Here is a 21,609-nt window from a genome sequence, read left to right on the forward strand (position 1 = left end):
GGCGATGCTCGCATCGGCCCCGATTCTCCGCAAGTCCTTCCCGACCGATTAGGGCGGCGGTTCGGGAAGGCACCGTCAACTGGCCACGGGGAGAGGCCGGACGGGAACTCTTGCACTGGACGGACGACGGTTGTCCGCCCAGAGGTTCAAAGCAGCGTCAGCTGCAACTGGTCCTTGGGACCGGCTTCGAAAAGGTCGGTCCTGAGCGGCGTGCGCACCGAATTGAGGCCGAGGCGCTGAGCGGCAATCTCGAAACGGCGGCCGATCTGCCACGCATAAGGGCCTTTGCCCTTCATGCGTTTGCCCCATTCCGAATCGTAGTCCTTGCCGTCGCGCATCGAGCGGATCAGCGACAGCACGTGGCGATAGCTGTCGGGGTAATGGCGCAGCAGCCAGTCCTTGAAGATCGGGCTGACTTCCAGCGGCAGGCGCAGGATGACGTAGCCGGCACTGGTGGCACCTGCGGCTTTCGCCGAGTCGAGGATGCGCTCGATCTCCTGGTCGGTGAGGCCGGGGATGATCGGCGCCACCATCACCGACACCGGGATGCCGGCATCGGAGAGCTGCCTGATCGCTTCCAGCCGCTTGGTCGGGGTCGCGGCACGCGGCTCCATGGTGCGCGCCAGCATGCGGTCGAGCGTGGTCACCGAAAGCGCCACCTTGGCCAGGCCCTTTTCGGCCATGCGGCTGAGGATGTCGATGTCGCGCGTAACCAAGGCCGACTTGGTGACGATGCCGACGGGGTGATTACGTGCTTCCAGCACCTCGAGCACCTCGCGCATGATGCGCCAATGCTTCTCGATCGGCTGGTAGGGGTCTGTGTTGGTGCCGATTGCGATCGTGCGCGGTTGGTAGCCGTCCTTGGACAGTTCTCGGTCGAGCAGCCGTGCCGCGTCAGGCTTGGCGAACAGCTTGGATTCGAAATCGAGCCCGGCCGACAAGCCCATATAGCTGTGGGTGGGACGGGCGAAGCAATAGACGCAGCCATGCTCGCAGCCGCGATAGGGATTGATCGAACGGTCGAAGGAGATGTCGGGCGATTCGTTGCGGGTGATGATGGTGCGCGGCTTTTCGACCTGAACCTCGGTCTTGAATGGCGGCAGCTCCTCGATGGTGCTCCAGCCGTCGTCGAAGACATGGCGGCTGACCGGCTCGTAACGCCCCGAAGGGTTGACGCCGGCACCGCGGCCGCGCCTGCGCTCATGGTTGATGCGCAGGCCGCTTTCCTCGATCATGGCATTGGCCATTCCCGCCCCGCCACCCTTGAAAGCGGCAATATCGGCCCGTGCGATGAGTTCCATTTCACTGTCTCCCGAAGGAAAAGAGGCCGCCCGTCGATTCGTTCGGCATGAAACTATTCCTATTTCCGAAAATAGAACAAAGCAAGAACTTTGTTGTTCTGGCGGCGAGGCTGGCGCTTCTGCCGGCTTTCCGATATGCGGCTAGATATGTTGAGCGTTCTGATCGAGACCAGGGACGACGAGGAGGGACTGGCGCGCACGCTGGCCTCGCTGGTCGGTGGCGCCGTCGAGGGCGTGGTGCGCGAAGTGATCGTCTGCGACTTAGGCTCGACCGACCAGACGCACTATGTTGCCGAACATGCCGGCTGCGCCTATCTCGCCAAGGGCGGCATCCAGGCGGGCATCGCGCAGGCGAAGAGTGACTGGCTGCTTTTGATCGAGCCTGGAGCGCGGCTCGCCGAGGGCTGGACTGAGGATGCGGTGCGCCACATGAGCCGGCTGACGATTGCGGCGCGCTTCACCCGTTCGCGGGCCAGCAACCGGCCGTTCTGGGAACGGGTGACGTCAAGGCCGCGCGCGCTGGAGCAGGGGCTGGTCATCACCAGGAAGCAGGCTGCGGTTCTGGGCCGCAACGGGGCGGACGCCGAAGGCATTGCGCGCGGGCTTGCCATGAAGACGCTCGACGCCGAAATCGTCGTCGCGCAGCATTAGGTTCAGGCTGGCTTGGTGCCGCCGCGCCTCAGATGCTCGTCGAGCCGGGGCATGATCTCAACGAAATTGCACGGCATGTGGCGGTAGTCGAGCTGCGCCTTGAGGATGCTGTCCCAGGCGTCGCGGCAGGCGCCTGGCGATCCCGGCAGAACGAAGACGAAGGTGGCGTTGAGCACGCCCCCGGTGGCGCGCGACTGGATCGTCGAGGTGCCGATCTTGTCGTAGGAGATGCGATGGAAGACCGCCGAGAAGCCGTCCATGCGCTTTTCGAAAATCGGCTCCAGCGCGTCCGGCGTGACGTCGCGCCCGGTGAAGCCGGTGCCGCCCGTGGTGATGATCACGTCGATCTCGGGATCGAGCGACCATGCGGTCACCTGGTCGCGGATCTTTTCCTTGTCGTCGATGACGATCTCACGCGCCTTGAGCACGTGGCCGGCGTCAGTGATGCGGTCGGCCAGCGTCTGGCCCGACTTGTCGTCGGCCAGCGTGCGGCTGTCGGAGACGGTGAGCACCGCGATGCGTACGGGAACGAAGGGGCGGGGCTCGCTTGCCATCTTGGGGCTCCTAGGTCCGTGTCATGGTGGCGGCGCTGAACCAACTGGGATGTTCGCTCGAGATTGCTGCTGCAGCACGCGCCGCCGTCGCCGCACTGTCGAAGATGCCGAAGCAGGTGGCGCCTGACCCGGACATGCGGGCGAAGGATGCACCCGAGCGGCGAAGGGCAGCCATCACCGCGGCGATCGAGGGTTCGATCGAGATTGCAGCCGGCTCCAGGTCGTTGCGGCTGGTGGCCAGCCAGTCGAGCACGGTGTCGGCGCTGTCGAGCGGTGCGAGTGCCGGATTGTCGCGCGAGGCCAGCGCCCGGAATACCTTTGGCGTCTCGACGGCGATGCCCGGATTGACCAGCACTACCGGCAGGGCAGGGAAATGGCTGACCGGATCGAGCTCCTCGCCGATGCCGCGGGCAATGAGCGGTTGGCCGGCGAGGCACATCGGCAGGTCGGCGCCAAGTGGCAAAGCGAGGCTCGCTAGGGCCGTCTTGTCGCAGTCGATGCGCCAGAGGCGGCTCAGCGCGCGCAAGGCGGCGGCCGCATCGCTCGAACCGCCGCCGATGCCGGAGGCGACCGGCAGGTTCTTTTCGAGCGCGATCGCAACCGGCTGGACAGCGTGTTCTGGGTAGGCGGCACGCAGCGCGTCGCGCGCCTTGAGCACCAGATTGCCACCGTCGCGCGGCACATCGCCGGCGAATGGACCATCGACGACGAAGCTGTCATTCGCTGCCACTGCAACCGTGATGCGGTCACCGAGCTCGGCGAACACGACAAGGCTTTCGAGCAAATGATAGCCGTCGGCGCGACGGCCGGTGACATGAAGCGCCAGATTGATCTTGGCCGGGGCGAGTTCGGCGAGCGGCACGCTGTTGATGGTCACGGGCTGGGCGTCATTCTTTCTCGAGCCGGTATTCGCCGGTCTCGGGATCCTTGACGAGGGTTCCATTGGCCCCGGTCTGGCGCTGCTTTTCGTTGCGGCGCACCTTGGCCGTCACCCGCTCGGCTTCCTTGATGAAGGAGCGGTAGCCGATATAGCCAACCACGCCGACAAGCGCGAAAAAGATGAGCTGCGGCATTTCAATTCTCCTCCCTGCGATTGCCGGACGTTTCCGGCCAGCCAGGGCCTTTCCCGGATGATAATCCGCCGTTTCGGCTTTTTCAAAGGCCGAAACGGCTCCACAATGCGCGTTCTTCCGCCGCATCCACCAGGCCGGAGGCGGCAGCACCCACGACCTCGGGCGTCAAGCCGAAGGCCGAGGAGCCGAGACCGAGGCGGCGGCCGAACAGGCCGCGCGGTGCGGTGATCAGCTTGAGTTCGGCCTTGGCACCGTAGCGGTCCTTGAGCACCGTGCGCATGTCGCCGAGCGAATCGATGAGCCCGAGTTCGAGGCCCTTTTTGCCCGACCAGAACAAGCCGGTGAACAGGTCCGGGTCGTCCTTGAGCTTGCCGCGGCGGCGCTCCTTGACCATGTCGATGAAGGTCTCGTGCACTTCGAGCTGCAGCTTCTTTAGTCGCTCGACGTCTTCAGCCTTCTCCGGCTGGAACGGATCGAGCGTCGCCTTGTTGGCGCCGGCGGTGTAGACGCGGCGCTCGACGCCGATCTTCTTGATCAGGTCGGTGAAGCCGAAGGATGCTGACACCACGCCGATCGAACCGACGATGGAGGAGGGGTCGGCGATGATCTCGTCGCCGGCAATCGCGATCATGTAGCCGCCCGAGGCAGCGACATCCTCGACGAAGACCAGCACCTTCTTGTTCTTTTCAGTGGCGAGGTCGCGGATGCGCTTGTAGATCAGCCGCGACTGCACCGGCGAACCGCCGGGCGAATTGATCGAGATGGCAACGACCGGCGCGCTCGAAATCGAGAATGCCTTTTCGATCACCCCGGCGGTGGCAGCCAGCGAAAGGGTTGGCCGGAACTGGCTGCCGCCCGACATGATCGCGCCTTGCAGCCTGATGACCGGGATGACGACTTCGCCACCACGCATGGATTTCGGCAGCAAGCGGCGGAACAGGTTCTTCACTTGGTCTCTCCGGTCTCTGGTCATGCGGGATGTATGCATTCCTGCGACAACCGCAATGCTCAAGCGTTGTTCAATCGCCGAAAAGCGAAGAGCGGCCGTTGCTTATGTCGTCGGCGCGTTGTGAGAGCCTGTCACTGGCATCGCGCAGGGTCAGCGGTGGGCACAGCGCCAATGGCGCGCGCGAGGCCCGCACCGCCCGAATGATGACGCGGATCGCAGCGGCGTCGGCGCGCGGATGCACCGGCACGATCTCGGCCTTGCCGAAGCGGCCGTCGAGGGCGGCAAGGATGGCGGCGAGCTGCTCCGGCCGTGCGATGATGGCCAAGCCACCGCGCGGCTTGACCACGGCGGCGGCACTCCTGATCCAGCTTTCGAACAGCCCGTCGTCCATGACATGCGCCTGCCGCTTCAACGCATCTGGTGTCGGCCGGTGATGTGACGGATTGAAGGGCGGGTTCATGATGACGAAGTCCAGCGAGGCGTCGGCAAGTCCGGCTTCGGCACGCGCCTTGCCGGACAGGCCAACGTCGGCGACGAGCACCGAGGCGCGGCCGCGCAGCGATGCATTTCCGGGATGGGCGAGCGTGGCCGTGGCGAAGCGCGCCATTTCGGGCGTGAGCTCGACCAAAAGCACCTTGGCCTGCTTGCAGCGCGAGGCGACCGCCAGCCCGGCGGCACCGGCGCCAGCGCCGAAATCGGCGAGCCGGCCGGCAAATGTCGATGGCACGGCGGCCGCCAGCATCAGCGCGTCCATGCCGGCGCGGTGGCCGGTGTCGCTGGGCTGTACCAGCCAGAACGCGCCGCGATGGAACGCATCCACCGTATGCGGCGGCAGTTCCGTGTCTTCGGCGGATGTCGGTCCGGCTGTCACTTCTGGCGGATTTCGTGCTCGATGCCGGCGTCGGTCAGCAACTGACGCGCTTCGTCGGCGTCGTCTTCGTCGATCATGACGCGGCGCGGCAGGATACCGAGCGAACCGTCGAGCACGCTCATGTTCTGGTCTGCGATGAAACAGCCGATGCCGGCGTCGCGCAGCAGCGACTCGACGAAGGAAATGATGACGGCGTCGTTGGTGCGGATGAGTTCGATCATGCGGCGAAATTCGCAGTTTGGGGCGGCGAAGTAAACGCCACGTGTTGCACCGCGCCAATTCGCCACTTGCGGGCACGGTGCATGCCGCCCTAGAATCGACTAAGAGCTACGCGCGCGACCACGCGCCTGTGTAATTTGGGAGTGTTGGCCTTGGGTGTCGTTCTCAACATCGAGAAGGGAAAGCGGGACGCCGCGTCGATCAAGGACCTGATCGACCTGACGTCCGCCGACATGGGGCGGGTCAACGAGTTGATCCTGTCGAAGGCCGGCTCCGACGTCGAGATGATCCCGGAGGTGGCCAACCACCTGATCTCTTCTGGAGGCAAGCGCCTGCGGCCGATGCTGACCCTCGCAGCCGCCCAGATGTTTGGCTACACCGGTGAAAACCACGTCAGGCTTGCCACCTCGGTCGAGTTTATGCACACGGCGACGCTGCTGCATGACGATGTCGTCGACGAGAGCGACCTGCGCCGCGGCAAGAAGACGGCGCGCACCATCTGGGGCAACCAGGCGAGCGTGCTTGTCGGCGATTTCCTGCTCGGCCAAGCGTTCCGCATGATGGTCGAGGTCGGTTCGCTGGAAGCGCTCGACATCCTGTCGTCGGCTGCCTCGATCATCGCCGAGGGCGAGGTGATGCAGCTTGCCGCCGCCAAGAACCTCGAAACCACCGAGGACGAACATTTCGCTGTCATCAAGGCAAAGACCGCGGCGCTGTTTTCGGCTGCCGCCGAAGTCGGCCCCGTCATCGCCGGCGCTTCCAAGAACGACAAGGCTGCGCTCCGCTCCTACGGCATGAATCTCGGCCTGGCGTTCCAGCTCATCGACGATGCGCTCGACTACGGTGGTTCGAGCAAGGACCTCGGCAAGAATGTCGGCGACGACTTCCGCGAGGGCAAGGTCACGCTGCCCGTAATCCTGAGCTATCGCCGCGGCACAGCTGCCGAACGCGCCTTCTGGAAGAGTGCGATCGAGGACGGCGCGACCGACGATGCGGCACTCGAAAAGGCTGTCGGCCTGATGGTCCGTCATGGCGCCATTGCCGACACGATCGGCCGTGCCAGCCATTTCGGCGAGATCGCCCGCGATGCCTTGGCACCGCTTGAGCAGACGCCGCAGAAATCGGCCCTCGTCGACGTCATCGATTTCTGCATCAGCCGCGTCGTTTGAGGCGGGAATTTGCCTGCCGCCCGATCGGCCTTGTGAATTCGTTGAGCCGGTTGTCGTATTGTGAAGCCGGTGCGGATTGAAGCGCGACCCCAAAAAGGCCATGCTTGGCCCCGACAAGCGGTTGCGACCCGGCCACATCGTGGCTGGATGACCGTAGGACCTTGGTAGGAAGGATTTTCATGCGGCAGCGACGCGCGATCTGGCTGTTGGGCCTAGCGGCTCTGGCGGGCTTCACCGCCCTGACCCAGCCTGGATATGCCAAACAGCTCACCGAACCGGTCGAGATCAGTTCGTTTTCAGGCGCTTATCTGGCGGCACGCACCGCCGAAGCCGACGATGATCTGGACAGCGCCATCGCCTATTACAAGCGCGCCCTGGCCTTCGATCCCGAAGACGCCGCCCTGCAGCAGAGCCTGATGCTGGCGCTCATCGCGCAAGGCCGTTTCGATGAATCGTTGCCTTATGCCCAGATGCTGAAGACAGTTCCCGACGTGGAGCGCTTCTCGCGTCTGGCGCTGGCCGTCGATACGTTCCGCAAGAAGGATTACGAAGGCGCAGAGAAATGGCTCAAGCTTGCTCTTGAGTCCGATCTCGACCGTCTGATCACCGCCGTCATGACCGCCTGGGCCCAGCAGGGCGAAGGTCGTGGCAATGATGGGCTGCAGTTCCTCGACAAGCTCGAAGGGCCTGAATGGTATGAACTGTTCAAGACCTATCACAGCGCCCTGATCGCCGAGACCGCCGGCCAGAAGGACAAGGCCGACGAGATTTATCGCGCCACCATCGACAATCTCGGCGCCGGCAGTGCCGCACCCGAGACCTGGATGCGCGCGGCCGAGGCTTATGCCGGCTTCCTGGCACGCTCGGGCAAGAAGACCGAAGCGCTGGCCATTCTCGATCGCGCCGAGGAGTTTGCACCCGCCAAGCTGCCGATTTCAGCCCTGCGCGACAAGATCACCAAGGGCGAGAAGATCCCGCCGCTGGTGGCCAACCCGCAGGATGGCGCAGCTGAGGTCCTTCTCAACCTGTCGACTGCGCTGAATCGCGGTGGTGGCGAACCCTTCGTCAGGCTGTACCTGCAATATGCGCTGGCACTGAAGCCGGAGAGTGACGAGTTGCTGGTGCAACTCGCAGCTATTGCCGAGCAGCAGCAGAACGGCGAAGAGGCGATCGAGCTTTACCGCCGCGTACCGGCAACCTCGCCGCTCAAGCGGCTGTCGGAACTGCAACTCGGCCTCAACCTGGCCGACCTCAAGCGCCATGAAGAGGCGATCAAGCATCTGAAGGCACTTGTCGAGGCCAATCCGGACGACATGCGCGGTTATCTCGCGCTTGGCGGTGTCTATGCCTCGACCGACAATTACCGCGCCTCAGCCGATGTCTATGACAAGGCAGTCGGTGTGCTGAAGACGCCGACCAACGCCAACTGGAACGTCTTCTACCAGCGCGGCATCGCTTATGAGCGGCTGAAGGAATGGCCCAAGGCCGAGCCCAACTTCCGCGAGGCGCTGAAGCTGTTCCCCAACCAGCCGCAAGTGCTGAACTACCTAGGTTATTCCTGGGTCGACATGAACATGAATCTCGAGGAAGGCCTCGGGATGATCAAGCAGGCGGCAGACCTTCGCCCGAGCGACGGCTACATCATCGATTCGCTCGGCTGGGCCTACTACCGCCTCGGCAAGTTCGACGATGCCGTGCGCGAGCTCGAGCGTGCCGTGTCGCTCAAGCCTGATGACGCCGTGCTCAACGACCATCTCGGCGACGCCTACTGGCGCGTCGGGCGCAAGCTGGAAGCGACCTTCCAGTGGAGCCATGCGCGCGACATGAAGCCGGAGCCGAAGATCCTGGCCGACGTCGAGCAGAAGCTTGCCAAGGGCCTGCCGGAACTGCCGGGCAAGCCGACCGCGCTCGAAGCTCCGGTCAAGCCGATCGTGGTCAAGCCGGCTGTGCCTGCGCCGGCCAGCCAGAAGAAGAGCGAACTGGAAACACCAGTGGCGGAACCCGCTGCCCAGGTGATCCCCGCCGCCTACAAGGTGCAGCGTGGACAGTCGCTGTGGTCGATCGCCAATGACGTGCTCGGCAATGGCGACCGCTACCGTGAAATCCTCGATCTCAATCCGCAACTGCGTGGCGATCCCGCGCGGCTGGCACCGGGCCAGGAACTTCAGCTGCCGGGCAAGTGAGCCGCATCGGGCGGCGGTCTTTGCACCGCAGCTTGACCCTAACAATAGGGCGGAATAGGACGGGGCCTTCTCTGGCCCCGTTTTCTTGCGGGGCGCGCCAATGATCGAGCTTCGCCCGTGACCGACCAGATGCCCGCCCACATGCACCCCAGCCGCTCTTTCCAGGGGCTGATCCTGACGCTGCACAGCTATTGGGCGGCGCATGGTTGCGTCATCCTGCAGCCTTACGACATGGAAGTGGGCGCGGGCACCTTCCACCCGGCAACAACATTGCGCGCGCTTGGGCCCAAGCGCTGGAACGCTGCCTATGTCCAGCCTTCGCGCCGCCCCAAGGACGGCCGCTACGGCGAAAACCCCAACCGGCTACAGCACTATTACCAGTACCAGGTGATCCTGAAGCCGAACCCGTCCAACCTCCAGGAGCTCTATCTCGGCTCGCTCAAGGCGATCGGCATCGATCCGCTGGTCCATGACATCCGCTTCGTCGAGGACGATTGGGAAAGCCCGACGCTGGGTGCCTGGGGCCTTGGCTGGGAGTGCTGGTGTGACGGCATGGAAGTGTCGCAATTCACCTATTTCCAGCAGGTCTGCGGCATCGAATGCGCGCCCGTGGCCGGCGAGCTGACCTACGGTCTCGAACGCCTGGCGATGTATGTGCAGGGCGTCGACAACGTCTATGACCTCAACTTCAACGGCCTCGAAGGCGACGACAAGGTCACCTATGGCGAGGTCTTCCTGCAGGCCGAGCAGGAATATTCCAGGCACAATTTCGAGCATGCCAACACGGCGATGCTGCTCAAGCATTTCGAGGATGCCGAAGCCGAGTGCAAGGCGCTGCTCGCTGCCGGCGCGCCGGCGGAGAGCGGCAATCTTGCCCAGCACAAGATGGTGTTTCCAGCCTATGACCAGTGCATCAAGGCGAGCCACGTCTTCAACCTGCTCGATGCGCGCGGCGTGATCTCGGTCACCGAACGCCAGAGCTACATCCTGCGCGTCCGCAACCTGTCCAAGGCCTGCGGCGAGGCGTTCCTTTTGACGGAAGCGGGTGGCCTTGCGGCTTGAGCTATTTTACCTCCCCCTCGATGGGGAAGGTCGCCGCGAAGCGGCGGGTGGGGGTGATGAGGAGGAGGGCCCGGTGCCCAAACTCGATCGTTTCCGACTTGCGTCAGCGCGCCGTCTTCGCTCGGCAATGACCGACGAGGAGCGGATCTGTGGAAACACCTTTGGCGGATTCCTGTCGAAGGGACGCATTTCCGCAGGCAAGCCTGCTTAGGCATCTATTTCCCTGACTTCATCTCGCATAGCTTGAAGCTGATCATTGAGGTCGACGGCGCTCATCATGGTTTGGATGATCAAAGGCAGTATGATCAAACGCGGACCTTATGGCTCGAGAGCCAAGGATATCGGGTCCTTCGCTTCTGGAATCATGAAGTGAAACAGGAGCTGGAAGCAGTTCTGGACGCCAACTTTACGGTTGTCGATGAGCGTCGCAGAGATCTGGCGAACGACGCTCCCTGACTAGAAAAAACACCCCACCCCGGCGCTACGCGCCGACCCTCCCCATCAAGGGGAGGGTAAGGGCGCCGCTTCGTCCTTCGCGTGGTGAAAAGAAAGATCGAATTCGTCGCTTCGCTATGCTGGGGCGATCATGCCCAGTCCTGCCGGAAGCTGTGCATGGGCGGCCTGGCCGTCGATCGTCTGCAATGCCTTGCGTACGCCCGGCATCCTGAATTCGGCCGGTGCCGCCACATGCATGGCAAGCAGGGCGCTGAGGCTGAGGATCTGGAGCAGGGCGGAGGTGGTTTTCATCGTCGTTCGGCCAATAGGTGTCTGTCTGAGCGTGGGTCGCTCCAGCGCGGCATCCGGTTCATGGAAATCTTCATCCCAAGGACGAATTGATCGACCGATGTCCGACAGGCGGATGGAATTTTGCCGAACGCGTGCGGGAAGGTGACAGCGGGCGGCTGAGTTGCTATGCCGCGCGGACCATTTCCGCGTGAGCCCGTCCGATGCCCGATCTGCTTTTAGAGTTGCGTTCCGAAGAAATCCCCGCGCGCATGCAGCGCAAGGCGGCGGGCGACCTCAGGAAGATGCTGACCGACGGTCTTGTCGAGGCGGGTCTGACCTACGAGGCGGCGCGCGAGTACTGGACGCCACGCCGGCTGACGCTCGACATCAGGGGGCTGACCGCCCGCTCCAAGGATGTCCACGAGGACCGCAAGGGACCAAGCACCAAGGCGCCCGAGGCAGCGATCCAGGGCTTCCTGCGCAGCGCCGGCCTGAACTCGATTGCCGAGGCGCATGTCCACAGTGATCCCAAGAAGGGTGATTTCTACGTCGCCCATATCTCCAAGCCCGGCCGTTCGGCGGAAGATATCATCGCCGAGCTGGTGCCGGCGATCGTCAAGAGCTTCCCCTGGCCCAAGTCGATGCGCTGGGGCCCGGCTTCGGCGAAGCCCGGCAGCCTGCGCTGGGTGCGTCCGCTGCAATCGATCGTCTGTACCTTCGGCCCCGAGACCGAGGAGCCTGTGGTTGTCGACTTCGAAGTCGACGGCATCCGCTCCGGCAACGTCACGTACGGCCATCGCTTTCACGCACCCGAGGCGATCACGGTGCGCCGCTTCGACGACTACGCGTCCAAGCTCGAGGCGGCCAAGGTCGTCATCGACGCCGAGCGGCGCAAGGAGATGATTTCCGCCGACGCACGCAATCTCGCCTTCGCCAACGGCCTCGAACTCGTCGAGGACGAGGGGCTGCTGGAAGAGGTATCGGGCCTCGTCGAATGGCCGGTCGTGCTGATGGGCACGTTCGAGGACACGTTCCTCAACATTCCGTCCGAGGTCATCCGCCTGACCATCCGAGCCAATCAGAAGTGCTTCGTCACGCGCCCGCAAGGCAGCGAGGACGCGCTCTCCAATCATTTCATCCTGACCTCGAACATCGAGGCCAAGGACGGTGGCAAGGAAATCGCCCACGGCAATGGCAAGGTCGTGCGCGCGCGCCTGTCGGATGCGCTCTACTTCTGGAACACCGACCAGGGCGACCTGCCTGACCTCGACACGTTGAAGCGGTCGGCCGAAGCCTTCGGTCTCGACCTCAAGAAGCCGCTCGACCAGCGTATGGCCCGCCTCGATCATCTCGGCGTGACCTTCCATGCCAAGCTCGGAACGCAAGGACAGCGCGTCCAGCGCATCCGCGGGCTCGCCCGCGAGATCGCGCCGCTTGTCGGCGCCGAGCCGAAACTGGCCGACCGCGCTGCTGTGCTCGCCAAGGCCGATCTGCAGACCGAGGTCGTCGGCGAGTTCCCCGAACTGCAAGGCGCCATGGGCCGCAAATATGCGCTGCTGCAGGGCGAGAGCCCGTCGGTGGCGGCCGCGCTCGAGGAGCACTACAAGCCGCAGGGTCCGTCCGACCGCGTGCCGGCCGATCCGGTTTCGGTGTCGGTGGCGCTCGCCGACAAGCTCGACACCCTCGTCGGCTTCTGGACCATCGACGAGAAGCCGACGGGTTCGAAGGACCCGTATGCGTTGCGCCGCGCTGCACTCGGCATCGTCAGGATCATCCTTTCGGCGCGTGGCCGTTTGCCGCTACAGACGTTGTTCGACGCAGCACTACGGCAGTTGGAGGAAGCCTCAGTGCAGCGCAAGCTTGCTGCCTTCGAGGCATCGCAGGCAGCGATCGACAGCGGCGATGTCGACGGCGAACAGGATGTCGACAATGCGCTCGCTGCCTATGAGGCGGAGTTGCGCAAGGAAACCATCGACCGTGCCGCCCCGCTCAAGGCCGACCTGATCGCCTTCTTCCACGATCGCCTCAAGGTCTATCTGCGCGAGCTCGGCGCCCGCCACGATCTGATCGACGCTGTCATCACGCCCGAGGCCGACGATCTTCTGACCATTACCCGCCGTGTAGAGGCACTCGGCAAGTTCCTCGACACCGAGGATGGCAAGAACCTGCTCGCCGGCACCAAGCGCGCGGCCAACATTCTGGCCGCCGAGGAGAAGAAGGGGACTGCCGTTGCAGACGCCGTCGACCCGGCCCTGTTTAGCGAGGAAGCCGAAAAAGCACTGTTTGCGCCGGTGAATCAGGCTGTCAGCGAAGCCGGCCAAGCAGTTCGCAATGAAGACTTTTCGGCCGCCATGCGCGCGCTTAGCGTGTTGCGTGAACCTGTTGATTCATTCTTCGAGAAAGTCCTCGTTAATGACGAGGATGTCGCCGTGCGCGCCAACCGCCTGGCGCTGCTGGCACGCATCCGTGCAGCGACCGACCAGGTCGCCGACTTCTCCAAGATCGCGGGATAATACAGGGCGGCGCGAAGCCGCCCGACTCACGTGTCAGTCGAGCAGGCGGACCTTGACGCTCTGCCTGTAGACCTGGACCTCGATCAGCGGCTCGCCGCGTAGGATCGCGCTGCGGGTCGAATTGTTCATCGCGCCCGGCTTGTTCAGCAACTGCTCGAAGCGGGCGCGCTTGGCATTGGTGGTGAACCAGTCGTCGATGTCGTCTTCCTCGTCGGTCTGGATGTGCCTATGCACATTGGCGCGATCCTGCCGCACGACTTGGGCAGCACTACCGAGGGCGTAGCCATCGCTCGCCTGGTGATCCTTCTCCGAGATGCGCGCGACATAGGTGCCGAGCAGCTGGTCGGCTTGTACAGCACTGGTGCCCAGGAGAAACGCGGCGGCGAGCCCCACCGCAATGGTGCGAACAGTCTTCATGGATCAACCCCTTGCCCAGCGTAGGTGGCAAGGCGCTACACGGCTCGTCATACTGCCGCAACGGTGCACGCCGCCTCAAGTGCGGTCAAACGGCCTATTCAGTTGGCGCAACTGCCTGGGCCGGTTCGCCGACAGTGCCGTCGCTCGACGCCGGCAGCGGCGTCTGGCCCTCGGCAGCAGTCTGCGGCGCCGGCGCGGCGTCGGGAGATGCAGGCGCAATGGAAGCCGGTTCCGGTGATGCGCTGCCGACTTCGCCGCCGCGGATGACCATCAACTCGGGGCCCATCTTGTGGTTGATGCTTGCGGGCTTGGTCTCGATCGCCGCGACCTTGCCGGTGTCGACCGAGGGAGCGCCGATCTCGACGATCGACCTTGTGGCCGACTTCGGCGCGTCGACGGCGACCGAGGACGGGCTGACCGCTTTGCCTTCGACAATGACGATCGAAGACGCGTGAACCGAAGCGGACGCGGTAATGCCGGCAACAAGAAACGCAGCAAGCAGGCGCATTTGGCCCCCAGAGTTGAATCAATCTTGTAGCGCAATGTAACTGACGCGCGGTTGCAACCGGCTTGCGAAGATGCAGTGCATTTTAGGCAATGCCCGGATTCTTGGGCGTTAGACTTGTCGCATCGTGCCGCGCGCGGTAGGGACCGGGCATGCAACTGGAAGCTATGACGTGGCGGAACTGATCGCAGCGGACAAGGCGATGGACGCGGCACTGGCACTGCTTGGTGCCGGCGAAGTCGTCGCCATTCCGACCGAGACCGTCTATGGCCTCGCCGGCGACGCCACCAATGGTGAGGCCGTTGCCCGCATCTTCGAGGCCAAGGGCCGTCCGCGCTTCAACCCGCTGATCGCCCATGTCGCCGACATGGCCATGGCCGAGCGCATCGGCGTGTTCGACCCGCTGTCGCGCAAGCTTGCGGAAAAGTTCTGGCCAGGGCCGCTGACGCTGGTCGTGCCCCTGCGTCCGGGGGCAGGCATCCACCCGCTGGTGACGGCCGGGCTCGACACCATCGCCTTGCGCATGCCCAAGGGTTTTGGCGGCACCTTGATCGCCAGGCTCGGCCGGCCGCTGGCGGCACCAAGCGCCAACAGCTCGGGCAAGATCAGCTCGACGAGTGGTGAGGCGGTGGCCAATGACCTCGGCGCGCGCATCCCGCTGGTCGTCGACGGCGGCGCAACGCCGGTTGGTCTCGAGTCGACGATCGTCAAGGTCGAGGATGGCAAGGTGCGGCTGCTCCGTCCCGGCGGTGTTCCGGCAGGCGACATCGAAGCTGTCTGCGCCGCGCCGCTGCTGCGCGGCATGACCGCCGGCGTCGAAGCGCCCGGCATGCTTGCTTCGCATTATGCGCCCGGTGCCCAGATGCGCCTGAACGCGGAAAGTGTCTGGGCAGGCGAGGCACTGCTGGGTTTCGGTCCGCGCCGCGCCGAAGGCTGGCAGCAGGCGCGCGCCTTCCTCAATCTGTCCGATAGGGGCGACCTGCGCGAAGCGGCAACAAATCTCTTCGCGCATCTTCAATCGCTCGACCGCAGCGGTGCCGCGTTGATTGCTGTCGAGCCGATACCGTCCGACGAGCTCGGCGAAGCCATCAACGACAGGCTGGCGCGCGCCGCGGCCCCCCGTGACAATCCTCACATCTGAACTTAGCTTCCGTCACATGACCCAGAATCTTCCCGGCCTCGATCCAGCGCTTGCCGAGCGCTTTGCTGCCATCGTCGGCGCGCGTTACGCGGTGCGCGCGGAAAGCGACATCGAGCCGTATGTGCATGAACCGCGAGGCCTGTTCACTGGCGCGACTTCGCTGGTGCTGCGCCCGGGCAGTGTCGAGGAAGTGAGCGCGATCATGAAGCTTGCCACCGAGACGCGGACACCGATCGTGCCGCAAGGCGGCAATACCGGCCTCGTCGGCGGACAGGTACCCGACCGGTCTGGCGGCCAGATCGTGCTGTCGCTGTCGCGCCTTAACCGCATTCGCGAGATCGACCCGGTCTCCAACACGGTGATCGCCGAAGCCGGCGTCGTGCTCGATGTGCTGCACAAGGCAGCCGACGAGGTCGACCGGCTGTACCCCTTGTCGCTGGCGTCGCAGGGTTCCTGCCAGATCGGCGGCAACCTGTCGTCGAATGCCGGCGGCACTGGCGTGGTTGCCTATGGCAACGCGCGCGAACTCTGCCTCGGCGTCGAGGTCGTGTTGCCCACGGGTGAGGTACTCGACGACCTGCGCAAGCTCAAGAAAGACAACACCGGCTACGACCTCAAGAACCTGTTCGTTGGCGCCGAGGGCACGCTTGGCGTCATTACGGCGGCGGTGCTGAAGCTCTATCCCAAGCCCAAGGGCCGCGAAGTGGCCTGGGTCGGCCTGTCGTCGCCCGCGGCAGCCCTGGCACTGTTCGACCGCGCCCAGGACCTTGCTGGCAGCGCGTTGACGGCGTTCGAACTGATCGGGCATTTGCCGATGGAATTCGCCATCCGCCACATTCTCGACGCCCGGCCGCCGCTGGAAGGCGACTGGCCGTGGCAGGTGCTGATGGAAATCTCGTCCGGGCGCTCGGCCGAAGACGCACGCATGCTGATCGAGGACATTCTTTCGGCGGGCTTCGAAGCCGAGCAGGTCGGCGATGCGGTCATTGCCGCGAGCGTCGGCCAGGCCAACGAGTTCTGGCGCTTGCGCGAGATGCTGCCGGAAACACAGAAGGTCGAAGGTGCTTCGATCAAGCACGACATCTCGGTGCCGATCGCCAGCATTCCCGATTTCATCGCACAGGGCGCGGTCGCCGTGGCGAGCGTCTGCCCCGAGGCGCGCGTGGTTTGCTTCGGCCACATGGGCGACGGCAACTTGCACTACAACGTCTCGCAACCGGTCGGCATGGCGAGCGACGCGTTCCTCGCGCTCTACCGCGACATGAACAAGGCGGTGCACGACGTCGTGCGCTCCATGAACGGTTCGATCTCGGCCGAGCATGGCATCGGCCAGCTCAAGCGCGACGAACTGATTGCCACAGCACCACCCATCGCCATCGACCTGATGCGCCGGGTCAAGGCGGCCTTTGATCCTGCCGGCATCATGAACCCCGGCAAGATGATTTGAACGTCTGTGGTTGTATTCCGATAACCATCGCCGAGATCAGCAAAATTTAACCGACTTTCTTAAGCGGGGCGGTAAGGTCATCCCGCTAGTGTGCTTCCTAACGAGACCGGGAAAACTGGTCCGGAGAGACCGGAAACCGGCTCTCAGGAGATAACAGGAAGGCACAACATGAACACCGGACTGAAGCCAGTCTGGGCGGGACGCAACATGCGCCTCGACCCGTTCCGCTTGCCGCAGATGGTCAGCTACGCGACGCGTGACGACCTTGGCGACGTCACCTTCACCATCGACCATCGCGGCGCGGTGATCCGCCGCCTGCTGGCGCTCAGTGGGCTGCCGGCGACGATCGCGCTGCCGGCGCGCGCTTTCCGTGGCGTCGCGGCTCGTGCGATGGAGGACGAAGGCTTCAATGTCACCGTGACGCTGGAGCTTCTGCACAACGATCCAATGCTTTCGGTGCCGCTGCTTGTTGCTGACGATCTCGACGACGTCGCCGCCGATTGGCGCGCCTGGGCCGACTATTACAGCTTGCCGATGCTGCTGATCGAGGCGGACGGCGTGGCTCGCACACTCGAGGAGTCGCTGGGTGCAGCAATCAAGACAATGCCGGCACAGGACCGGCGCAAGGGCCGGGTGTCGCGGATGCGCAGGCCACGTTTCCTGGCCCGCCGCAAGTCCGGCACGCTTGGTGTCCGCCTTGTCATCGACGGCGAAGAGATCATCGCCCGGGCGTGACGAAATCTAGATCAGCGGCTTCAGCGCCACCCAGGCGCCGCCGCAGATCAGGCCGATGAAGATGATCCAGCCGACCTGGCCGTTCGACCTGAACAGCCTGAGGCACTGGTCGGGATTGTCGATGTCCAGCGTGGCTATCTGGCGCGCCATGTGCGCGCCGGCGGCAACGAGGCCGGCGAGCGCCGGCATTGGCACCTGCGCCATTGCAAAGGCCGTCGCAAACAGCATCAGCGCCCCGGCATAAAGCCCGACCAGCCATGATTTGGTGTTTTCGCCGAAGAAGCGCGCCGTCGACTTAACGCCGACAAGTGCGTCGTCTTCCTTGTCCTGGTGGGCGTAGATCGTGTCATAGCCGATCACCCACATGATAGAACCGAAATAGAGCAGCAAGGCCGGGCCGTCGATGTCGCCGAACTCGGCCGCCCAGCCCATCAGTGCACCCCAGGAAAAAGCGAGGCCAAGCACGAACTGCGGCCAGTTGGTGATGCGCTTCATGAACGGGTAGATCGCAACGATCGCCAGCGACGAAATGCCGAGCAGAACGGCGAAGCTGTTGAACTGCAAAAGCACGACCAGCCCGACCAGCGCCTGAAGCACCAGGAACACCCACGCCTGGCGGCGGCTGACCTGGCCGGAGGGCAGAGGGCGCGAGCGCGTGCGCTCGACCTGGGCGTCGATGCCTTCGTCGACGATGTCGTTGTAGGTGCAGCCGGCGCCGCGCATGGCGATAGCGCCCAATAGAAACAACCCCAGGAACCAGGGCGAAGGCAGCAGCGACATCAGGCTGTCGCCGGGTCGCGCATAGGCGCTCGCAGCCATCGCCGTCGACCACCAACACGGCCACAACAGCAGCACCCAGCCGATCGGCCGGTCCCAGCGCGCAAGCTGGGCATATGGCCATAGGCCGCGCGGCAAGGCGCGATAGACCCAGTGACCAGATGGCGCGTCGGCGACCCGGCCCTGGCCGGCTTTCGATTGGATTTGTTCCATGCCAGGGGAGTGCCAGCGAGCCGCGCGGGCGTCAAGCGGTCGATTTGTCCGCGATTACCAGCACTGAACCTTGACCCGGAGAGCCATGCGCCATACCGGGTGCGCGAGACGGGATTGCAGAAGAGGGATGCGCCGCATGAATGTTCTCCTGATAGGCTCCGGCGGCCGCGAACATGCGCTGGCCTGGAAGCTTGCGGCGTCGCCGATGTTGACCAAGCTTTATGCCGCGCCCGGCAATCCCGGCATCGCGCAGGAAGCCGAACTGGTGGCGCTCGACATTGCCGACCATGCCGCGGTCGCAGCCTTCTGCAAGGACAAGGGCATCGACCTCGTCGTTGTCGGCCCTGAGGGGCCGCTGGTTGTCGGTATCGGCGACGACCTCCGCGCGACCGGCATTCGGGTCTTCGGCCCTTCCGGCAAGGCCGCCCAGCTCGAGGGTTCGAAGGGCTTCACCAAGGATCTTTGCGCCCGCTACGGCATTCCGACCGCTGCCTATGGTCGTTTCGACAACGCTGCCGGCGCCCGCGCCTATGTCGAAAAGACGGGCGCGCCGATCGTCATCAAGGCCGACGGCCTCGCCGCCGGCAAGGGCGTGACGGTGGCGATGACGCTTGATGAAGCGCTGGAAGCTGTCGACGCCTGTTTTGAAGGCGCATTTGGCGGTGCTGGCGCTTCGGTCGTCGTCGAGGAATTCATGACCGGCGAGGAGGCGAGCTTCTTTTGCCTCTGCGACGGCAAGACGGCATTGCCGTTCGGCACGGCGCAGGACCACAAGCGCGTCGGCGATGGCGACGTCGGGCCGAACACCGGCGGCATGGGCGCCTATTCGCCGGCACCGGTCATGACGCCCGAGCTCATCGATCAGACGATGCGCGAGATCATCGAGCCGACGATGCGCGGCATGACCGAAATGGGCGCGCCGTTCTCGGGCGTGCTGTTTGCCGGCCTGATGCTGACCGATCAGGGACCGAAGCTGATCGAATACAACACCCGCTTCGGCGACCCCGAATGCCAGGTGCTGATGATGCGGCTGAAGGAAGACCTTCTCGTGCTGCTCAATGCTGCCGCCGATGGCCAGTTGGCGCATGTCTCGGCGCGCTGGCGTGACGAGGCGGCGTTGACGGTGGTGATGGCAGCCGCGGGCTATCCCGGCATGCCGCAAAAGGGCTCGGTGATCTCAGGCATCGACAAGTCCGAAGCCGCGTGCGCCCAGGTCTTTCACGCCGGCACGGCCGTCAGCGATGGCAAGATCGTCGCCAATGGCGGGCGCGTGCTGAATGTCACGGCTACGGGCCGCAATGTCAGCGAAGCGCAACACAAAGCCTATGCGGCCGTCGACATGCTCGATTGGCCGGAAGGGTTTTGCCGCCGCGACATCGGCTGGCGTGCGGTTGAACGCGAGCAGCAGTAGTCCGCATCAGGTCTTCAGGGCCACGGGCTAGCGCTGGGCGCGATCGGCCTCGGTGGAAGCGGTTGCGACCGGATCGAGCCTTGCTGCGTCGCGGTTGGCGATCCGCATCATCTGGTCGCGCCTGAGTGCCACGAACTCGGCCATCCCGTCGACATAGCGGCTGGCCGGTGCCTTGATCCCCGGCACAGCGCCGAGCACGGCGTTGTTCCAGCTCGCCTGCAGCGTTGCGGCAAGCTTGTCGAAGTGCACCGGATAGGCAACCGATGCATAGGTGATCCGGCTTTCGCCCTTCAGGCCGTCATCCCTGGCGATCGGCACCGGAACGTTGACCATGAACTGGTCGGTCGACTCGATCAACTGGCCGAACGGCCAGATCTTGCGCAAGCCGGCGGCGTCCATCGGTGCGACATTGACGTCGATGTCGTTGGGCGTGCCGGCGACGCGGTAGGGGCAGCGGCTCTTGCCGCAATTGGCCTGCGCCGAGAACTGCCATAGCGAATAGCCCCGCCAGTTGCCTTTCGGGAAGTGGATGCCGATCTCGGGCTTGTAGCGCGCATACCATAACGGCAGCCGCGACAGCAGGCGGTAACGGTAGCGGTTGTCGGCGATGTGTCTTGAGGTCGTGCCATTGGTGTAGAGGATCGGGTAGCGGCCGGTGCGCAGGAAGATGTGGCGCACGAACAGTTCGGCGTCTTCGAGCGACATCCATTTCGTCGGGTCGTTTTCCTCGATGTCGATGGCCATCAGGTCATCGGGGCCGGGTTCGGCGAATTCGAGAAAGTTCTCGGCCTGCTCGATCGGATTGCCGGGACGGGCGAGGTGATAAGCGCCCCATTTGAGGCCGAGCGCCTTGGCGACGACCTTGCGGGTGTGAAACAGCTCGCGGGCGACAGCATGGCGTTTCCAAAGTGCCTTGCACAGCCTGTAGGCCGTTTCCTCGCCGGAGCAGGAGTAGGGCGGGGCCAACCCGTCGGAAGCCTTGTTGATGAAGCCGACGATGCGTTTGTCGCCGGACAACTTCTGCCAGTCGATTGAGTTGTATTCGTAGGCGTCGATGACGAGCGCCCGGTCGGCCTTCTTCCATGGTTCGGAGAAATCGGAGGCCAAGGCCGGCGTGGCGAGGTGAAATGCCCAAGCGGCGGTCAGCGCTGCGAGCGCGAGGCGGTGAAATATAGACGCCAGTCCCCTCAAAAGGCGATCCTCGGTGATCGATATCCGATCGTGGACCGCCATGGTTAAGGAAATGCTGATGCGTCTCCACCGCCTTCAGGTTGAAAGCGAGCCCTTTTGCTGCCGATTGGGACCTTATTCGAACGGATCCGGGGCGGGTTCGGTCGGCAGCGTGCCTTCGGCCTTGCGCTTGCGGTAGTGGGCAACAGAGCATTTCGGCGAACACAGGATGCCGCGATCGGTCCAGTAGGCCGCGCCATCCTCGATCTTGCCGCCGTGATAGCAGAAGCCTTCGGAGCGGTAGGGCAGGCCGCATTCGATGCAGCAGAAGGCGTCGGGGCGGGCGAGCATTTCTAGTCCTCGTTGATTTCGTTGTTCTGCCAAGCCGGGGCTTGGGTGCAAAGGGCCGCCAAATAGTTGACGTTTACGTAAAAAGTCACTTCCCCTCGGAGAAGGAAGTTGGCTAGTGTGCGTGCCAGGCGGTGGTGAGGCCGCAACAGCAGATCGTCAGCAGGAGGAAGC

23 protein-coding genes are annotated in these 21,609 nt (G+C 64.1%); 10 read left to right on the forward strand and 13 right to left on the reverse strand.

The genetic code is table 11. The features are described 5' to 3' along the window. Nucleotides 1-146 precede the first annotated feature (146 nt). The gene (locus IHE39_RS01140; protein ID WP_192565235.1) at nt 147-1,301 is read right to left on the reverse strand and encodes a PA0069 family radical SAM protein; all 1,155 of its coding nucleotides are present in this window, start codon (nt 1,299-1,301) and stop codon (nt 147-149) included. A 147-nt stretch (nt 1,302-1,448) separates the two neighbouring features. On the opposite strand from IHE39_RS01140, the gene IHE39_RS01145 reads away from it, so the two are divergent. Beyond that, nucleotides 1,449-1,952: a glycosyltransferase gene (locus IHE39_RS01145; RefSeq protein ID WP_192565236.1), complete on the forward strand. Its 504-nt coding sequence runs from the start codon at nt 1,449-1,451 to the stop codon at nt 1,950-1,952. Nucleotides 1,953-1,954: 2 nt separating this feature from the next. On the opposite strand, the gene moaB is transcribed toward IHE39_RS01145, so the two are convergent. From moaB to IHE39_RS01175, 6 genes are all read right to left on the reverse strand, one after another. Further along, a complete protein-coding gene (gene moaB, locus IHE39_RS01150; protein WP_192565237.1) occupies nt 1,955-2,506 on the reverse strand; it encodes a molybdenum cofactor biosynthesis protein B in 552 nt (183 codons plus the stop codon). A 10-nt stretch (nt 2,507-2,516) separates the two neighbouring features. Then, nucleotides 2,517-3,383 (reverse strand): 4-(cytidine 5'-diphospho)-2-C-methyl-D-erythritol kinase, encoded by an 867-nt coding sequence (locus tag IHE39_RS01155; protein ID WP_343070045.1) that lies wholly within the window; start codon nt 3,381-3,383, stop codon nt 2,517-2,519. A 10-nt stretch (nt 3,384-3,393) separates the two neighbouring features. Continuing rightward, the gene (locus tag IHE39_RS01160) at nt 3,394-3,579 is read right to left on the reverse strand and encodes a hypothetical protein (protein ID WP_184769463.1); all 186 of its coding nucleotides are present in this window, start codon (nt 3,577-3,579) and stop codon (nt 3,394-3,396) included. 82 nt (nt 3,580-3,661) lie between these two features. Continuing rightward, the gene (locus IHE39_RS01165) at nt 3,662-4,528 is read right to left on the reverse strand and encodes a S49 family peptidase (RefSeq protein ID WP_192565239.1); all 867 of its coding nucleotides are present in this window, start codon (nt 4,526-4,528) and stop codon (nt 3,662-3,664) included. A gap of 70 nt (nt 4,529-4,598) precedes the next feature. Further along, nucleotides 4,599-5,399, reverse strand: coding sequence for a tRNA1(Val) (adenine(37)-N6)-methyltransferase (locus IHE39_RS01170; protein WP_343070046.1), 801 nt, complete (start codon nt 5,397-5,399; stop codon nt 4,599-4,601). Next, nucleotides 5,396-5,620, reverse strand: coding sequence for a putative signal transducing protein (locus tag IHE39_RS01175; RefSeq protein ID WP_184769461.1), 225 nt, complete (start codon nt 5,618-5,620; stop codon nt 5,396-5,398). The genes IHE39_RS01170 and IHE39_RS01175 overlap by 4 nt, the downstream gene beginning before the upstream one ends. Nucleotides 5,621-5,770: 150 nt before the next feature. Here IHE39_RS01175 and IHE39_RS01180 point away from each other — a divergent pair, with 150 nt between their 5' ends. The 4 genes from IHE39_RS01180 (at nt 5,771) to IHE39_RS31120 (ending at nt 10,488) form a co-directional block, all read left to right on the forward strand. Further along, on the forward strand, nt 5,771-6,787 hold the full coding sequence (locus IHE39_RS01180; protein WP_184769460.1) for a polyprenyl synthetase family protein: 1,017 nt from the start codon (nt 5,771-5,773) through the stop codon (nt 6,785-6,787). A 179-nt stretch (nt 6,788-6,966) separates the two neighbouring features. Next, on the forward strand, nt 6,967-8,970 hold the full coding sequence (locus tag IHE39_RS01185; RefSeq protein WP_192565240.1) for a tetratricopeptide repeat protein: 2,004 nt from the start codon (nt 6,967-6,969) through the stop codon (nt 8,968-8,970). A 117-nt stretch (nt 8,971-9,087) separates the two neighbouring features. Next, nucleotides 9,088-10,032 carry a glycine--tRNA ligase subunit alpha gene (locus tag IHE39_RS01190; protein ID WP_192565241.1) on the forward strand — a complete coding sequence of 315 codons (945 nt, stop codon included), beginning with the start codon at nt 9,088-9,090 and terminating at the stop codon, nt 10,030-10,032. A gap of 168 nt (nt 10,033-10,200) precedes the next feature. After that, on the forward strand, nt 10,201-10,488 hold the full coding sequence (locus IHE39_RS31120; protein ID WP_353527908.1) for an endonuclease domain-containing protein: 288 nt from the start codon (nt 10,201-10,203) through the stop codon (nt 10,486-10,488). 114 nt (nt 10,489-10,602) lie between these two features. On the opposite strand, the gene IHE39_RS01200 is transcribed toward IHE39_RS31120, so the two are convergent. Further along, nucleotides 10,603-10,779, reverse strand: a complete 177-nt coding sequence (locus tag IHE39_RS01200) for a hypothetical protein (protein ID WP_192565242.1) — start codon at nt 10,777-10,779, stop codon at nt 10,603-10,605. 200 nt (nt 10,780-10,979) lie between these two features. On the opposite strand from IHE39_RS01200, the gene glyS reads away from it, so the two are divergent. Next, nucleotides 10,980-13,271, forward strand: coding sequence for a glycine--tRNA ligase subunit beta (glyS, locus tag IHE39_RS01205; protein WP_192565243.1), 2,292 nt, complete (start codon nt 10,980-10,982; stop codon nt 13,269-13,271). Between the two features lie 33 nt (nt 13,272-13,304). Here glyS and IHE39_RS01210 read toward each other — a convergent pair whose 3' ends face one another. Both IHE39_RS01210 and IHE39_RS01215 read right to left on the reverse strand, forming a co-directional pair. Then, nucleotides 13,305-13,688, reverse strand: a complete 384-nt coding sequence (locus IHE39_RS01210; protein ID WP_192565244.1) for a hypothetical protein — start codon at nt 13,686-13,688, stop codon at nt 13,305-13,307. A gap of 94 nt (nt 13,689-13,782) precedes the next feature. Continuing rightward, the gene (locus IHE39_RS01215) at nt 13,783-14,196 is read right to left on the reverse strand and encodes a hypothetical protein (RefSeq protein WP_192565245.1); all 414 of its coding nucleotides are present in this window, start codon (nt 14,194-14,196) and stop codon (nt 13,783-13,785) included. 199 nt (nt 14,197-14,395) lie between these two features. Between IHE39_RS01215 and IHE39_RS01220 the strand changes: the two genes are divergently transcribed. The 3 genes from IHE39_RS01220 (at nt 14,396) to IHE39_RS01230 (ending at nt 17,516) form a co-directional block, all read left to right on the forward strand. Beyond that, nucleotides 14,396-15,334, forward strand: a complete 939-nt coding sequence (locus tag IHE39_RS01220) for an L-threonylcarbamoyladenylate synthase (RefSeq protein ID WP_192566009.1) — start codon at nt 14,396-14,398, stop codon at nt 15,332-15,334. A 16-nt stretch (nt 15,335-15,350) separates the two neighbouring features. Then, a complete protein-coding gene (locus tag IHE39_RS01225; protein ID WP_192565246.1) occupies nt 15,351-16,781 on the forward strand; it encodes an FAD-binding oxidoreductase in 1,431 nt (476 codons plus the stop codon). Nucleotides 16,782-16,949: 168 nt separating this feature from the next. Then, on the forward strand, nt 16,950-17,516 hold the full coding sequence (locus IHE39_RS01230; RefSeq protein ID WP_192565247.1) for a DUF6101 family protein: 567 nt from the start codon (nt 16,950-16,952) through the stop codon (nt 17,514-17,516). A gap of 6 nt (nt 17,517-17,522) precedes the next feature. Here the strand turns inward: IHE39_RS01230 and ubiA are convergent, their stop codons facing one another. Then, the gene (gene ubiA / locus IHE39_RS01235) at nt 17,523-18,506 is read right to left on the reverse strand and encodes a 4-hydroxybenzoate octaprenyltransferase (RefSeq protein ID WP_184769451.1); all 984 of its coding nucleotides are present in this window, start codon (nt 18,504-18,506) and stop codon (nt 17,523-17,525) included. A gap of 136 nt (nt 18,507-18,642) precedes the next feature. Between ubiA and purD the strand changes: the two genes are divergently transcribed. After that, nucleotides 18,643-19,917 carry a phosphoribosylamine--glycine ligase gene (gene purD / locus IHE39_RS01240; RefSeq protein WP_192565248.1) on the forward strand — a complete coding sequence of 425 codons (1,275 nt, stop codon included), beginning with the start codon at nt 18,643-18,645 and terminating at the stop codon, nt 19,915-19,917. Nucleotides 19,918-19,944: 27 nt separating this feature from the next. Here purD and IHE39_RS01245 read toward each other — a convergent pair whose 3' ends face one another. Continuing rightward, nucleotides 19,945-21,150, reverse strand: a complete 1,206-nt coding sequence (locus IHE39_RS01245; RefSeq protein ID WP_192565249.1) for a glycoside hydrolase family 25 protein — start codon at nt 21,148-21,150, stop codon at nt 19,945-19,947. Nucleotides 21,151-21,222: 72 nt separating this feature from the next. Next, nucleotides 21,223-21,438: a hypothetical protein gene (locus IHE39_RS01250; RefSeq protein WP_184769448.1), complete on the reverse strand. Its 216-nt coding sequence runs from the start codon at nt 21,436-21,438 to the stop codon at nt 21,223-21,225. Nucleotides 21,439-21,609 lie beyond the last annotated feature (171 nt).

It is taken from the genome of Aminobacter carboxidus (genome assembly GCF_014863355.1).
GTDB lineage: Bacteria > Pseudomonadota > Alphaproteobacteria > Rhizobiales > Rhizobiaceae > Aminobacter > Aminobacter carboxidus.

Bases quoted from the DNA above. Each gene is read 5' to 3' on its own strand.
- IHE39_RS01200 (WP_192565242.1), bottom strand. From the start codon at position 10,779: ATGAAAACCACCTCCGCCCTGCTCCAGATCCTCAGCCTCAGCGCCCTG.
- IHE39_RS01245 (WP_192565249.1), bottom strand. From the start codon at position 21,150: ATGGCGGTCCACGATCGGATATCGATCACCGAGGATCGCCTTTTGAGG.
- IHE39_RS01175 (WP_184769461.1), bottom strand. From the start codon at position 5,620: ATGATCGAACTCATCCGCACCAACGACGCCGTCATCATTTCCTTCGTC.
- IHE39_RS01145 (WP_192565236.1), top strand. From the start codon at position 1,449: ATGTTGAGCGTTCTGATCGAGACCAGGGACGACGAGGAGGGACTGGCG.
- IHE39_RS01140 (WP_192565235.1), bottom strand. From the start codon at position 1,301: ATGGAACTCATCGCACGGGCCGATATTGCCGCTTTCAAGGGTGGCGGG.
- IHE39_RS01225 (WP_192565246.1), top strand. From the start codon at position 15,351: ATGACCCAGAATCTTCCCGGCCTCGATCCAGCGCTTGCCGAGCGCTTT.
- IHE39_RS01230 (WP_192565247.1), top strand. From the start codon at position 16,950: ATGAACACCGGACTGAAGCCAGTCTGGGCGGGACGCAACATGCGCCTC.
- purD (WP_192565248.1), top strand. From the start codon at position 18,643: ATGAATGTTCTCCTGATAGGCTCCGGCGGCCGCGAACATGCGCTGGCC.
- glyS (WP_192565243.1), top strand. From the start codon at position 10,980: ATGCCCGATCTGCTTTTAGAGTTGCGTTCCGAAGAAATCCCCGCGCGC.
- ubiA (WP_184769451.1), bottom strand. From the start codon at position 18,506: ATGGAACAAATCCAATCGAAAGCCGGCCAGGGCCGGGTCGCCGACGCG.
- IHE39_RS01185 (WP_192565240.1), top strand. From the start codon at position 6,967: ATGCGGCAGCGACGCGCGATCTGGCTGTTGGGCCTAGCGGCTCTGGCG.
- IHE39_RS01210 (WP_192565244.1), bottom strand. From the start codon at position 13,688: ATGAAGACTGTTCGCACCATTGCGGTGGGGCTCGCCGCCGCGTTTCTC.
- IHE39_RS01160 (WP_184769463.1), bottom strand. From the start codon at position 3,579: ATGCCGCAGCTCATCTTTTTCGCGCTTGTCGGCGTGGTTGGCTATATC.
- IHE39_RS01215 (WP_192565245.1), bottom strand. From the start codon at position 14,196: ATGCGCCTGCTTGCTGCGTTTCTTGTTGCCGGCATTACCGCGTCCGCT.
- IHE39_RS01250 (WP_184769448.1), bottom strand. From the start codon at position 21,438: ATGCTCGCCCGCCCCGACGCCTTCTGCTGCATCGAATGCGGCCTGCCC.
- moaB (WP_192565237.1), bottom strand. From the start codon at position 2,506: ATGGCAAGCGAGCCCCGCCCCTTCGTTCCCGTACGCATCGCGGTGCTC.
- IHE39_RS01220 (WP_192566009.1), top strand. From the start codon at position 14,396: ATGGACGCGGCACTGGCACTGCTTGGTGCCGGCGAAGTCGTCGCCATT.